Source organism: Desulfopila inferna (genome assembly GCF_016919005.1).
Lineage (GTDB): Bacteria > Desulfobacterota > Desulfobulbia > Desulfobulbales > Desulfocapsaceae > Desulfopila_A > Desulfopila_A inferna.
Genome location: NZ_JAFFQE010000002.1, coordinates 20,700 through 34,924, shown reverse-complemented (window position 1 = coordinate 34,924; position 14,225 = coordinate 20,700). Strand labels below are relative to the sequence as shown.

Below are 14,225 nucleotides of genomic sequence, written 5' to 3'. Positions count from 1 at the left end.
AGGGCCTTCTTTTGAGATCTGATTTCTTTGTTAAATATTGTTTTTGTGTTGAAAATATCGGCTCTGTGTGCGAATTGTGCTTGAATAAAAGGTTCTGTTGTGATACCAATCAATCTCAAAAAGATTGAGAGGCATAGTTTGCACAATGGCACAAGAGAGTTGCTCGAAGGTTATATTCGGGTGCGGCAACCTGATAATGGGGGATGATGGCTTTGGACCGGCTGTAATCGACGAACTCAATTCGAGATATGCATTACCGGATTCGGTTGCGGCAATCGATGCGGGTACCAATGTCAGGGAATATCTTTTTGATTATCTTCTGAGTTCCGAGGGGCGTCCGGATACCCTGATTATTCTGGATGCCGTTGATTTCCGGGACAGGAAACCTGGTGATGTCTTTCTCATTGAATCTTCGTCAATTCCTGCGCAGAAGATCCACGATTTCTCACTCCATCAGTTCCCCACCGTTAATCTACTCTCTGAACTCGAAGAACATACCGGCATGCGGATTATCATTCTGGCGGCCCAGGTTGAATACATTCCAGATGAAATTCAACCGGGACTGTCACCGAGTATGAAGAAAGCCGTTTTTGCCGCCTGTGATAAAATATTGCAGATTCTGTCTGTTAACAGTGAAATGAGGTGATCCTGCATGATGTACGAATTTAAAGTCAGTGAAATGGCCGAAGAATTTGGTGTGCATCGAAATACCATAAGAAACTGGATAAACGCCGGTACCCTGGAAGCCAAAGAAGGACCCGGCAGAAAGTATCTTATGAAGTTTGATGATTACCAGGAATTATGTGAGAAATTCGGCCGCAAGCCCCTTGTTCGACCTAATAGTCATGTAGATCTCGAAACCGTCAAATCACTGGAGGAGAAAAACTCGGAACTTCCGGTAATCGAACTCGGCGGTCCCATGAAAAAATTCTATGACGATCCCAAGTGGGCAGATGGCTGTCTGACTTGCGGAACCTGTGCCAGCGCCTGTCCTATTGCAGGAGTCGATGGCCTGGATCCGCGCAAGATCGTACGCATGACCTTTCTCGGCATGGAAGAAGATCTTCTAGCCACGGACTGGCCATGGAAATGCACCATGTGTGCCAAATGCGAGAACGTCTGCCCGGCCAATATTGAAATTATGCAGCTTATCCGCAAGATCCGCTCCCTTCGTCCCAGGGATCTGGTCCCCGGTCCGATTCATAAAGGGGTTATTACCTGTCTTGAACGCGGCAATAATCTGGGAATTCCCAAGGAAGACTTTATCTCGCTGCTGGAAGGACTGGGGGAGGAGCTTGCCGAGGAATCCTGCCCCGGTTTTGCCACACCCATCGATGCCCACGGTGCCAGAATCCTGGTCCAGGTGAATTCGAAGGAGCCCTTTGCCGAACCGGATGACCTGAAATGGTGGTGGAAAATCTATCATGCCGCCGGTGAATCATGGACGATATCCTCGGAGAACTGGGAAGGACTCAACTGGGGATATTTTTCAGGTGACGATGAGTCGATGAAAACTGTGGTCGGCAGGATCGTCGATAATATGCGAAGGCTCAACTGTGAGGTTCTGTTGCTTCCGGAATCAGGTCATTCCTATTATGCTACCCGCTACGGGCTTAACAGATGGTATCCCGACGCCTTGAAAGAATTCAAGATCTGTACGCTCTTCGACCTGCTCCTCAAGTATATCCATGAAGGCCGGATCCAGATCGATCAGAGCAGGCATCCACAGAAAACCGTTTACCACGATCCCTGTAATTATGGCCGTAAATCCCTCAAGGCCTTCGGCCAGGAATATTTCGAAGAGGGCCGGGAGATAGTCCGCGCCTGCTGCCCCGATATGGTTGAAATGGAACCAAATCGGCAGACCAACTACTGCTGCGGAGCCGGTGGCGGGGCCTGGGCCATGCCCTTTTCCGCGGAAAGAATCTATTACGGCCGCATGAAGGCTCGGCAGATAACCGAATCGGAAGCGGAACTTGTCGTCGCCTCCTGTCACGGCTGCAGAGATCAACTCAAGAAATCCCTGGTTCAGGAATATAATCTCAATGTTGAAGTCAAGTATCTCTGGGAGCTTGTAGCCGATTCGCTGATTTTGCCGGATGCGCCATGAGATGGACAAACGTGTATGTCGACGAAAAGGAAGCGGTTCTGATCAATGCAGGAAATATGGAAAGAGGAGAGAGCTCATGTTGAGTGAACCGATGAAGGTCGGATCGGTCCTGATAGTCGGTGGCGGGGTCACGGGAATGCAGGCTGCACTGGATCTTGCCGATTCCGGCTATTATGTCTACCTGATCGAAAGAACAGGTGCCATCGGCGGCGCCATGTCACAACTGGACAAAACATTTCCCACCAATGACTGCTCGATGTGCATCCTTGCCCCCAAAATGGTGGAATGCGGCAGACATCTCAATATTAAAATATTGACGCTCAGCGAGGTTACCAGGATAACCGGGACCGCCGGTAACTTCCGGGTAACAGTCAATGAGCGCCCCCGTTTCGTTGATCCCGGAAAGTGCATCGCCTGCGGTATATGTGCCGCGCAATGCCCGAAAACCGTGGATAATGAATACGATGCCTCGACCGGTAAACGTAAGGCCGTTTATGTAAAATACGCGCAGGCTGTGCCGCTGAAATACCAGATCGACCCCGATGCCTGCCTGCGCCTGCAAAAACCAGGTTCCTGCGGGATCTGTGAGCAGGTCTGCGTCGCCGGGGCCATCAACTTCGATGATTCCGGTAAGGTACATGAGCTGTCGGTGGGAGCCCTGATCCTGGCTCCGGGATTCGAAGCCTTTGATCCGGCTCCGGCAGGGGTATGGGGATATGGCAAATTCCCTAATGTCATCACCTCATTGCAGCTCGAGCGCTATCTTTCCGCGACCGGTCCGACGCAAGGACATCTACTCAGACCCTCCGACGGCAAGCCGGTCCGCAAAATCGCCTTTCTTCAATGCGTCGGTTCACGGGATGAGAACAGATGCGGTAACGGTTACTGCTCCTCGGTCTGCTGCATGTATGCCATAAAGGAGGCGGTTATCGCCAAACAGCATTTCCCCGGGATGTCGGCGGCTATCTATTATATGGATATGCGGACCCATGGCAAGGATTTCGACACCTATATGGAAAAGGCCAAAACCGAAGATAACGTCCGCTTTGTGCGCTGCCGGGTGCATGGAGTCGAGCCTTCTTCCAAAAACGGAGACCTGCGCCTGCACTACATAAATGAAGAGGGCCGACAGATGGAAGAACTCTTTGATATGGTAGTGCTCTCCGTCGGCCTCAGAACTCCCCGGCATGTAAGGAAGCTTGCTGAAATAGCAGGTATTCAGCTTTCCGCCAGCAACTTTGCCTCCACCTCGGATTTTGCCCCGGTAACCACCTCGAAAGAGGGAATTTTTACCTGCGGCGCCTTTTCAGGACCCAAGGAGATTCCGCAATGCGTCGTCGAAGGCTCCGCTGCCGCCGCCGCTGTGGCCGGCAATCTTGCCCCGGTGCGTGGCGAGATGAGAACGATAAGAAGCTACTCCGAAGAGCGTAGCGTCGCCGGCGAAGAGGCCCGGATTGGGGTTTTTGTCTGTCATTGCGGCTCCAATATATCCGATATTGTCGATGTGGCCGAACTGGAGCAATATGCCTCCGGCCTGCCCGGCGTGGTCCATGTGGAGAGAAATCTTTTTTCCTGTTCCCAGGAAACCCAGGAGATTCTGACCAGTTCCATCAGGGAGAAGGGTTTGAACAGGGTGGTTATTGCCGCATGTACGCCGCGGACCCATGAGCCGCTTTTCCGGGAGACCCTGAAAAGCGCCGGTCTTAATGAATATCTGTTGGAAATGGCAAACATCAGGAACCAGAATTCATGGGTTCACGACAGCCGGTTCGCTACCCTGAAGGCTAAGGATCTGGTGCGCATGGCGGTAGCCAAGGTGATCCATGCTGCGGCACTGCAGCCAGTTGCCGTGCCGATAATCCAGAAGGGACTGGTGGTGGGCGGCGGCATAGCCGGCATGACCGCCGCACTCAATCTGGCCAATCAGGGCTTTGAGGTAGACCTGGTGGAAAAATCAGATCGCCTGGGCGGCAATGCCCTCAATCTCAAACACACTTTTTCCGGTGTACATATTCCCATGCAGGTGGCAAAGCTGATTGACAGGGTCAATATGCATGAAAAGATCAATCTGCACACCGAAACGGAAGTGAGCAAGGCCGAAGGATTCGTCGGCAACTTCAAAACCACTTTGAAATCACCAGGGCGGAAGGCCAAAACAGTTGAACACGGCATTGGCATAATGGCTACCGGCGCCCATATCTTCCGACCGACTGAATATGGATATAAACAAATCCGCTGCGTGGTTACCGCAATCGAGTTTGAAAAACTGCACGAACTCAAGGAAAAGCATGTCAAGCGGGGCAAGTCTTTTGTCTTCATACAGTGTGTCGGTTCCCGGGAAAAAGGACGCATGTACTGCTCCAAGGTATGCTGCACCCACTCGGTGCAGTCCGCCATCGAGTTGAAGCGCGAAGATCCTACCAGGAACGTCTACATCCTCTACCGGGATATGCGCACCTACGGCGAGCGCGAGTATCTTTTCAAGAAGGCCCGCGAAATGGGGGTTGTCTTCATCAATTACGAATTGCATGGCAAACCCCAGGTGGAGGAGACTGGCCGGCAGATACTGGTGAATGTCTGGGATCACGTCCTCCACCGTCCGGTGCGGATAAAAGCGGATATGGTCATCCTGGCCACTGCCATCGTCGCTGATATGGAGATCAACAGGCTGGCACAGCACTACAGGATACCTCTGGACAGCAACGGGTTTTTCCAGGAAGCTCATGCCAAGCTGCGTCCGGTGGATTTCACCACGGAAGGTATTTTTACAGCGGGTCTGGCCCAGTACCCGAAGCCTGTCGATGAGTCGATTTCCCAGGCACTCGCGGCCTCGGCACGGGCGACTACTCTGCTCTCCAGGAAGGAGATTTATCTCGATGCCCTCAAGGCTGTCGTCAATGAGCATACCTGCGACGGCTGTGCTCTATGCATCGACGTTTGCCCCTATCATGCCATAGAATTGATCGAGATCGATCAGGGTGAAGGTGCCCAGCCCAGGAAACTGGTGCGTATAAACAATGCCAAGTGCAAAGGCTGCGGCCTATGCCAGGGCACCTGTCCGATGAGGGGAATCGATGTAGCCGGTTTCACCATGGAGCAGCTCGGCAGTCAAATTAAAGCGGCCCTGCTATGATAATAGCGAGCAAGAAAAAGGGAGAGGAGTGCAAGAGATGAATCAGGAACCGAAAATCATAGCCTTCTGCTGCAACTGGTGCTCCTATGCGGCAGCTGATCTAGCTGGGTCGTCCAGGCTGAAATATCCGCACAATATCAGGATCATCAGGGTCATGTGTTCTGGTATGGTTCATCCGGAGCTGGTTCTTGAAGCTCTCTCCAAGGGGGCCGGCGGTGTTGTCATACTTGGCTGTCATCTGGGAGAATGCCACTATATAGACGGAAATTACAAGGCCCTGGCCCGCTCCGATATGATTGCCGACCTGCTCGAAGATTTTGGTTTTGAGCAGGAGCGTTTTTCCATATCCTGGATATCCTCCGCCGAGCCCGAGAAATTTGTTGAAGTCGTTACCGAGATGACGGAAAGGGTGAAGCAGCTGGATTCAGCGGGTGTTCAGGAAACAGATTGACTAAGGAAGTGTAGACATGGCTTTACGAGTTTCCCTGGAGTGGCTGGGATCCTGTTCGGGGTGTGAAATTTCCTTTTTGAATATGGGCGAAGAGCTGATATCCCTATTGACCGAACATATCGATATTGTCCATGCTCCTCTGCTGATGGACCATAAATATCTCGGACAGACGGGCGACGCTGAAAAACTCTCACTTCCCGAAGCCGATGTCGGTTTCGTCTCCGGAGGAGCAGGTAACACCGAACACCTGGACATCCTCGAGGAAATGCGCAGGAAATGCAAGGTGCTGGTCGCCATAGGAACCTGCGCCACTCACGGCGGCATTCCGGCGTTGATGAACGGCCAGGACCGCCGCCGAAGCTGGCAGGAGATTTTCCAGACGGTAACCACCGATCCCGGCAGTGCGGTACCCGATATCGAAGTTCCGGGACCGCTGGACAGGGTATACGGCTGTGATGAAAAAACAACCATAGATTTGCTGCTGCCCGGCTGCCCTCCAAATCCTTCTCTGATCCGGGAGGTCATTATGGCGCAGGTGGAGGAGCGGGAGATGGTTCTTCCGCAAAGGAGCGTCTGCGAAACCTGCCCGGCGAAAAGAGAGGGAAAAGGTGAAGTGGCCAAGGTCAGGCGTTTTCTGGTCAATGCCCGGTATAAAAGTGATGAAGAGCTGGAGACCATGCGTTGCCTGCTGGAGCAGGGATTTATGTGCCTCGGTCCGGTGACTCTTGCCGGATGCGCCGGCACGGGAGCCCCAAGATGCATACATGCCCGGGTTCCCTGCCGGGGCTGCTATGGCCCGGTGCGCAGGGGCGGCAATCAGATGCTCGATATGATGAACGCCATGGCAAGCAACGGAATACAGTATAAAACAGTAGTCGATCGCCGCTCCATTCTGAGATTTTCAGGAGCGCATGGCAGGCTTCGGCCACTGAAAAAAAGGGAGTAGAATGGGAACTGTCGTTAATATTTCACCGGTTACCCGTATCGAAGGGCATGCCAGAATAGCAATTCATCTCGATGATTCAGGCAATGTCGAGAATGCCTATCTGCACATTCAGTCATTGCGTGGATTCGAAAAGTTTATCGAAGGAAGACCGGCGGAAGAGATCCCACGAATAGTCAACCGGGTCTGCGGCATATGTCCCTGGATGCATCACCTGGCCTCGGTAAAGGCCGTCGACGCTGCTTTCGGGATAACTCCTGCGCCTGCAGGACATCGGCTGCGTGAAATCTGCCAGGTGCTCGCTCATATTCACGATAAAATTCTTCATTTCTTTTTCCTTGCCGCGCCTGATTTTGTTCTTGGACCCGATTCGGATTATTCGGTGAGAAATGTCATGGGCATCGTCAAGGCCAATCCCGAGCTTGCCCGCCGGGTGGTCAAAATGAGGCAGCTTGCCCAGATGATGCTTGAGCGTTTTGCCGGTAAGGCCATTCATCCCGTTGCCGGGGTTGTGGGAGGATTTTCCAAGCCGATGCTGGAATCGGAACGGCTGGAAATGCTAGCAGATACCCGCACCCTGTTGGATTTTGCCTGCTACGGCATTGGTTATGCCAAAAAAAATGTCTTTTCAAAGTATGAGGATGTCATCGGCCAACTCGGAAATATCACTACAGGCTTTCTGGCCACTGTGGACCGGAATGACGGCGCTCTGCGGTTGTATGACGGACAGCAGAGATTGATGAGGGCGGATGGTACCTGGACCGATTTTGAAGCCGAAGACTACACCGCCTATATCGGTGAGCATGTGGAGCCCTGGGGATATTCGAAAATGCCCTATGCAAAATCATGGAACGAAGGCTTTTCCCTGGATCTTGCCAATCCCAAAGGGATTTATCGCGCCAACACCCTGGCGCGCATTAATGTCTGCGAGAGAATCTCGACTCCCCTGGCTCAAGCGGAGCTCGAGCAATTTCGCGAAAAATTCGGCAGAATGGCGCAGCAGACCCTGCTCTATCATTATGCCCGTCTCATCGAGATGGTCTACGCCTGTGAACGGACCATAGAACTGCTTGAACAGCCCGGGGTGACAGATACTGATATCAGGGCAAAGGCCGAGCCGCGTGCCGGCCGGGGCGTGGGAATCGTCGAGGCGCCGCGGGGCACACTCATTCATGATTACACAACCGATGATGCCGGGTGCATAAAAAGCGCCAATCTCATTGTCGGCACCACCCACAATATCGGCCCGATGAACATGAGCGTGAAGCAGGCTGCTGCGGCTTTAATTAAAAACGGCAACTATTCACAGGGGCTGCTTAACAAGGTGGAGATGGCGGTCAGGGCCTACGACCCGTGAATGTCTTGTGCTACCCACCGCCTGGATGGCGGTGTTCCTGTATCCTTGACTATTATAGACGCCCAGGGAAAAAAACTGGATACCCTGACCAATTGAACCTAAGTATTCTCTGCTTTCTTCTTTGAGTAGAAGGATGGGTCAATCACTTTAAAAGAGGCTTTTTATGACAACCAAATCAGCTAAATTGCAGAGACGAAAGGTGCGGGCTGAAAATCCAACCGGAGCCTGCGGCTATATAGATCATATGACCATCGATGAATTGCGGGAGCGTGCGGTAGGCGAAGAATTCGACGCCACCTGCCCGAGCTGTGGCATGTTTCACTTGACCCGGGCCGAAATCGATCAGCTCAATAGTGAAAAATTTACCGAATCGCAGGATTTCGCCAAACTTCGCGATGAAGCGGAAGAATCTCCCTGATCTGATATAGAGAGAATTATATCGCTAAAGTAATCATGGTAATGGATGAGCAGCCGGTCAGAAGGCTTTTTACCATACTGGTAAATTCGGCTCAAGCTAGGTCGGTGCCTTTCTTCTGCTTTTCAAGCTACCGAATCAAATCCAACTCACTTAGGGACTTAAGAGGGGTGCTGCAAAGAGCTCAGGATAGCTGGGTTAGACGTAGTCCGCCAGTCCGGTAAAGATAAGGAGCAGGCCGCCTATCTCAAAAAGATTGCCCAAAACGCTGGGATTGCGTTTTCTATGACGGATCTTCTGGAAGATAAAATCCTTTCTCTCTTTGTAGGTCACTGATTTCTGTAATGGATGATTAATCCACTCTCCGATCCCGATCAATGTAATGCCCAAGGCTATCTGCCGTAATCCACTGAAAATTTTCTCATCCTGAGCGTTGAAGAATGTATAGAAAAGCAATGCTAATCCTGCGGTAAGCAGGAAGATGAAAAAATAATGACTCATGGAAATATGGGATTTTTTAGCAGCCATATGTGATGATTTTGTACGAAGTTGCCACCATGCCAGATGGCTGGAAAAAGCTGGATATACTAGCAGCGATGTAAATCCAGCCTTCTCGAAGTCGGAGTTTATGCCCGTTCCGGTGCTTATCGCGACTCCAACATATGTGACACATTCACTATATTTTTGAATGCCGGGATTGAAAATAGTCTATCTTCTCTCCGACAAAAAGTAAACTCTCCCTCGTTCCTCTGTTGCAGCTGTCGGAATGAGAAATCATCCCTCTCTGGTTCCTTATCGTCCGGTTCTCATAGATTCTTTATATAAATATCTGATTATGTATATAAAAAACCAATTGGACGACTTCTGTTGCCGTCGTTATTATACCTGCTGAAATGGCAATGAAATGATAATGACGTCAGTTGAGCACCGAGGTATTCTCCATGTCAAAAATATACCAGCTAATGGAGTGGCCCAGCAGGTGGCTGCTGGCCCTCGTCTTTCTCTACGCCGGAATACCCAAACTTTTAAGCATTGATGAATTTGCCGGAATTATTGGAGCTTACGGTCTACTGCCCGAAGTCATGCTGGTGCCGGCTGCATTCACTATAGCCTTCCTCGAAATTGTTGCTGCTGCAGGTCTTCTTCTGCGCAAAAACTCGGCTTTGGTGTTGACCACGGTATTGATGGGACTCTTTATCGGTGTATTGTCCTATGCCATCTGGTTGGGGCTGGATATCGACTGCGGTTGTTTTGGGAAAAATGACCCCGAGTACAGGGCCTTTTCAGGATTGAAAATGGCGCTTCTCAGAGATCTGTTTTTATTGCCGCCTCTTGTGTTTCTTTATCGGCGGGCCGTTCAATAAAAAATATATATTCAGCGCCGCTGCTGAACAGTTGCGGTTCAAGGTAAACTGCGGTTTTTAACTCTTTGCAGAACAGGTACAAAATTTAAAGAAAGGAGAACAGAGTGAGAAGAGTAAAAAGAGTATCAAGTGCGACCGCCATGTGTATATGTTTGGCGGCATTTGTTTTAAGCGGATTTTCTTTTGGGACCAATAAATTCAAGGAAGAGCTGAAGAAAGAGGAGGCAGCGGTCAAGCTGCTGCGAGAGGTCGAGCGAGGAGACTATCAAATCGTAACGACAGAGGAGCTGCAGCAGATCCTCAACAGTAAAGAGGATGTTCTTCTTATCGATACAATGCCCTATGAGGCCAGTTACAAAAAAGGCCATATCCCTTCGGCAGAGCAGTTTCTCTTCCCCATTGCCGAGATGGAGCAGTGGAGTACTGAGGAGACCGATAACAAGACTTCTGAAGACTTCGAACGACTTCTGGGCCCGGATCGGGATAAAAAAATTATAATTTATTGCGGTTTTGTGAAATGTACTCGCAGCCACAATGGCGCCCTGTGGGCAAGAAAACTCGGCTACACCAATGTTTATAGGCACCCGGGCGGCATCTACGCCTGGAAGGGGGCAGGTTTTAAAATTAATGAAGTTCCGTAAATATTCTGCTACCGGCCAGACGGCCCAGGTAGTTGTCTGGCTGGTAAATAATCTCCATCTCTCTCTCAGCAGTAGTTCCCGGTTGCCGTTCCCGATTTATGTATTTTTTCCATCATTTTGTCCAGACTGCGGAATATATTTTTTGTAATATATATTTTTCACCTTCATACATTTTTAACAAAATATATGATATAGTGTTGGTAAATCAAACACCTTAATCTTCTGGGATAAGCTGTATGTTTTACTGGAAATGAGGTTTTTGATTGACAGCAATCGTGATTTACGAAGTATCCAAAAGTGCTTGACTACCGCATTCAGCATTCTGCATTTCCGATGTATCTTATCAGTGTTTTTTAAAGCTATTCATTATTATGGATAAAGGGTAGGAGAACATTAGAAACCATCTAAGAGAGGAGAGCAATTTCCATGAAATCGAAAATACTGCTGCAATTCACACTCGTTTGTTTGGTCGCAGTTTTCTCTGCGCATTCAGCATTTGCCCTGAGCCAACTGGGTCAGAATCCCTTTTCCTCCCCTATTGAGTCGGTGGAGGAAATGAAGAATATGTTGTTTGATAACAGGGATGATGTGCAGGAGGGATTAACAAAGGCAGGCTATCCGGAGTTGTATGAGCCGATGATGGCACAACTGGCGGATGCGGAAGTAGAAACGGTACAGTACCAGCCCGGGCAAACTTTCCCATGGATGTTTTACCGCAAGGACGGGCAGGGAAGTGTACGAATAGATAAGGACGTCGTCTGGGAAGGTGATGAGCCTTTTCGCAGCTGGGATTTTTCCGTCGATCACAATGGTCAACGTCATGCCTTTACAGTTCCGCCGGTTTGCGGAAATCTGACTTTAGTCGGCATCGGTCCTGTTCCTGCCGCTGCACAACCAGCTCCTGCCCCCGTTGTGCCGAGTGAAGAACCGGTTACCGTCGTTCCCGAGGAAGAACCGCAGGTAGCGGCGAGCCGTTTTCCTTTCCTGGTGGATGCAGGCTATCTTTATCAACTGGATCCCGGGCACTACTTCCTGGCGCGGATTGGTATGGAATTTCCGATAACCGAGCAATTTTCAGTTATTCCCATGATTGGCGGCGCGCTGCAGTATTCCGGTGAAGATGGAGACGATGCCTTCCTGGTCGATGTTTTTGCCAATTATTCTCTAAATCGTTTATATTTCAGTCTGGGGCTTGGGGGCTGGATAAGTGGAGGAGACAGCGATCTCGACTCAGAGGATGACGATCTCGATCTTATCGTCAATATCGGCTCCCGGATTTTCGGTGAACCCGACGGCTTTAACACATCCATATTTTTTGAAGCCCGTTCCGGTATTGATGAACTCGATGAATTCGACCTCTATGGCCGGGTTGGTGCCGGACTGCGATTCCGCTTCTAAAATACATCACATTGCAAGCAATAAAAAAGCCCGCTCTTCATTGAAGGCGGGTTTTTTTATTGACGGCGCCGGCGGTAGAAAGCGGCACCTCCATGCAGCGCGTGTTATTCCGGGCTGCGCCTGATTTCACAGGAATTGAGCAGGTCCTGAAGTTTGTTGACGTCATCGAGCTTGCCGAAGACGGTAATGACGTCGCCGGACTGCAGTCTGGTATGGCCTCGAGGGATAATAATTTTTCCACCGCGCCTGACCGATACCAGATTGACGGTCTGCGGCAGGGGAAGATCCATTACCAGAGCGCGGTTGCAATTATCTTCTTCCTTGAGGACAAATTCCACAAAACCGTTTTCTTTGAGGCTGCGCAGGGAAAGTTGCCCTTCCACAATCTGGCCGCGCTGTTTTCTGACAATGCCGACATCATAGGCCCGCAGAATGTCACTCCTGCTGATAACACCCAGCAGAGTGCCCGAGCCGTCCCTGTCGATAACGGGCAGGCGTGCCAGATCCCGCGGTGCCATTTTCTGGATGGCAACCCAGATAGGTTCATCGGGGAATACCGTGATCGGATTTTCGATGGAGACATCTTTGACAGTCATCCCTCTCGGTGAAAAGCCCTCCTGGGACTGGAGTTTGTGGATATCCTGGAGGGTGACGATTCCATGAAGTTTATAATAGTCCTTCATTACCGGAAAGCCGAGAATATTGCTGCTCTGAAAGAGGGCCATCAGTTCCGGGAGCGGCTTGTCCATATGAATGGTGACCGGCTTGACTTTCATTACCTCACTGACACTGACCCCCTGCATGATATCCATGTCGCGGCCTTCGGAGAATCTGATGCCTCTTTTGGAAAGCTTGAGGGTGTATATTGATTCGGGATGGAGCCACTGGGCAAAATAGCAGGCAGTCACTCCCGCCACCATCAGAGGCAGGATTATCAGATAATCGTTGCTCATCTCGAAAACAATGAGCATTGCCGTCAGGGGTGCCCGGGCGGTTGCCGAGAAAACAGCGGCCATACCCACCAGGGCATAGGCGCCCGGAGGACCTGAAATGCCGGGAAACCAGAGTGCAAAAAGCTGTCCCATGGCGCCGCCGAACATGGCGCCTATAAACAGCGATGGTGCGAAAACACCGCCGGAGTTGCCCGAGCCCAGAGTGAAGGAAGTGGCCAGCGGTTTGAGAAAAACGAGGAGCAGCAGAATCCACAATCCGCCTCCTCCCTGCAAAGCCGTTCCGATAAACTCAAAACCTGACCCATACATATGCGGCAAAGCCTGCAGAACGGGATTATCCGATTGAGAAACCGATTCAGGTACGGCGATGCCGGGAATAAACATGTAGCTCAAGCCGATTAAGCCGAGGCCAAAGGCGCCTACGGCAGGTTTGAAAACCTGGGGGAAATCCCAGCCGTCAAAAACTCTCTCGGAGAAGTCGAGCATGCGAATGAACATGATACCCACCAGGGCCGCAAGAAGCCCCAAAGCAAGGTAAAGCAGGATGGACAGCGGCGAGATCATGGTATATATGGGAACTTCGAAGGCCGGCCGTGTACCGAGAAAAACCCTGCTGACGATGGACGAGGAAACAGCGGCGATGACCACGTTGCCGAATGCCCGGACCTGCAAACCCGAGAGGAGCACCTCGATCGCAAAGATTACTCCGGCAATAGGGGCATTAAAAGTTGCGGCTATACCGGCAGCTGCTCCGCAGGCCACCATATTGCGGATGCGTTCATCGGATAAGTTGAGGATCTGTCCCAGACTGGAGCCCAGAGCGGAGCCTACCTGAACAATCGGGCCCTCCCGGCCTGCTGAACCGCCGGTGCCGATGCAGAGGGCGGAGGCCACGATTTTGGCCGCGGCTACCCGGGCGCGTATTCGGCCGCCATGAAGGATGAGGGCCTGCATGACCTCGGGAACCCCGTGTCCTTTTGCCTCTTGGGCCATCAGGATAAGAGGACCCACCAGAAGTCCGCCGATGACTGGAATGATCAGATATGTCCAGAACCCCAAGGCCGGGAATAAGTGGGGAAGAAAGGCATAACAGAAGTATTGAATGGCATGAATGAGTTTAATGAAAAAAACTGCGGCCAGGCCAGTTGTTGCACCGATGGCAATAGCGAGAATTATAAGGGTAATTCCCTGGGGAGGCGCGGTTTTGTCGAGAAAGCGACTGAAGGGATTTTGTCTGGGACTCATGATAAAAAAATCTTACAGGTTGTTTTCTTGTTTTTTTACCAGAAAACAATCTGTCTAAAGGTTCTTCCAGCTCAGTTGGGCTAGATAGTTTCTATGCGGAAAATTTTCTTTTTATTCCTTCCTGAAAACATAGGCATGCGGCATACATACACCTTTTTAGGAGAATATCACAATGATAATCTCCTAAAAAGATGCCGCGATGTCAGATGGCAGGA

12 protein-coding genes are annotated in these 14,225 nt (G+C 50.8%); 10 read left to right on the top strand and 2 right to left on the bottom strand.

Annotation, left to right across the window (positions count from 1 at the left end):
* The first annotated feature begins 145 nt into the window (after positions 1 to 145).
* The 7 genes from JWG88_RS04200 to JWG88_RS04170 all read left to right on the top strand — a co-directional run bounded on the left by JWG88_RS04200 (position 146) and on the right by JWG88_RS04170 (position 8,412).
* The gene (locus JWG88_RS04200) at positions 146 to 646 is read left to right on the top strand and encodes a hydrogenase maturation protease (protein ID WP_205232466.1); all 501 of its coding nucleotides are present in this window, start codon (positions 146 to 148) and stop codon (positions 644 to 646) included.
* A gap of 9 nt (positions 647 to 655) precedes the next feature.
* Complete coding sequence (locus JWG88_RS04195; RefSeq protein ID WP_306793068.1) at positions 656 to 2,110, top strand: 4Fe-4S dicluster domain-containing protein; 1,455 nt, start codon at positions 656 to 658, stop codon at positions 2,108 to 2,110.
* 79 nt (positions 2,111 to 2,189) lie between these two features.
* On the top strand, positions 2,190 to 5,243 hold the full coding sequence (locus JWG88_RS04190; RefSeq protein WP_240194320.1) for an FAD-dependent oxidoreductase: 3,054 nt from the start codon (positions 2,190 to 2,192) through the stop codon (positions 5,241 to 5,243).
* A 37-nt stretch (positions 5,244 to 5,280) separates the two neighbouring features.
* Positions 5,281 to 5,694 carry a hydrogenase iron-sulfur subunit gene (locus JWG88_RS04185; protein ID WP_205232463.1) on the top strand — a complete coding sequence of 138 codons (414 nt, stop codon included), beginning with the start codon at positions 5,281 to 5,283 and terminating at the stop codon, positions 5,692 to 5,694.
* 16 nt (positions 5,695 to 5,710) lie between these two features.
* The gene (locus JWG88_RS04180; RefSeq protein WP_205232462.1) at positions 5,711 to 6,640 is read left to right on the top strand and encodes an NADH-quinone oxidoreductase subunit B family protein; all 930 of its coding nucleotides are present in this window, start codon (positions 5,711 to 5,713) and stop codon (positions 6,638 to 6,640) included.
* A 1-nt stretch (position 6,641) separates the two neighbouring features.
* Complete coding sequence (locus JWG88_RS04175) at positions 6,642 to 7,994, top strand: Ni/Fe hydrogenase subunit alpha (RefSeq protein ID WP_205232461.1); 1,353 nt, start codon at positions 6,642 to 6,644, stop codon at positions 7,992 to 7,994.
* Positions 7,995 to 8,157: 163 nt separating this feature from the next.
* A complete protein-coding gene (locus JWG88_RS04170) occupies positions 8,158 to 8,412 on the top strand; it encodes a hypothetical protein (protein ID WP_205232460.1) in 255 nt (84 codons plus the stop codon).
* A gap of 195 nt (positions 8,413 to 8,607) precedes the next feature.
* Here the strand turns inward: JWG88_RS04170 and JWG88_RS04165 are convergent, their stop codons facing one another.
* Complete coding sequence (locus tag JWG88_RS04165; RefSeq protein ID WP_205232459.1) at positions 8,608 to 8,937, bottom strand: hypothetical protein; 330 nt, start codon at positions 8,935 to 8,937, stop codon at positions 8,608 to 8,610.
* A 413-nt stretch (positions 8,938 to 9,350) separates the two neighbouring features.
* Between JWG88_RS04165 and JWG88_RS04160 the strand changes: the two genes are divergently transcribed.
* The 3 genes from JWG88_RS04160 to JWG88_RS04150 all read left to right on the top strand — a co-directional run bounded on the left by JWG88_RS04160 (position 9,351) and on the right by JWG88_RS04150 (position 11,812).
* Positions 9,351 to 9,773, top strand: a complete 423-nt coding sequence (locus JWG88_RS04160) for a MauE/DoxX family redox-associated membrane protein (protein WP_205232458.1) — start codon at positions 9,351 to 9,353, stop codon at positions 9,771 to 9,773.
* 104 nt (positions 9,774 to 9,877) lie between these two features.
* Positions 9,878 to 10,414, top strand: coding sequence for a rhodanese-like domain-containing protein (locus JWG88_RS04155; protein ID WP_337833103.1), 537 nt, complete (start codon positions 9,878 to 9,880; stop codon positions 10,412 to 10,414).
* Between the two features lie 426 nt (positions 10,415 to 10,840).
* On the top strand, positions 10,841 to 11,812 hold the full coding sequence (locus JWG88_RS04150; RefSeq protein WP_205232457.1) for a hypothetical protein: 972 nt from the start codon (positions 10,841 to 10,843) through the stop codon (positions 11,810 to 11,812).
* A gap of 104 nt (positions 11,813 to 11,916) precedes the next feature.
* Here JWG88_RS04150 and JWG88_RS04145 read toward each other — a convergent pair whose 3' ends face one another.
* Positions 11,917 to 14,010 (bottom strand): chloride channel protein, encoded by a 2,094-nt coding sequence (locus tag JWG88_RS04145; protein WP_205232456.1) that lies wholly within the window; start codon positions 14,008 to 14,010, stop codon positions 11,917 to 11,919.
* Positions 14,011 to 14,225 lie beyond the last annotated feature (215 nt).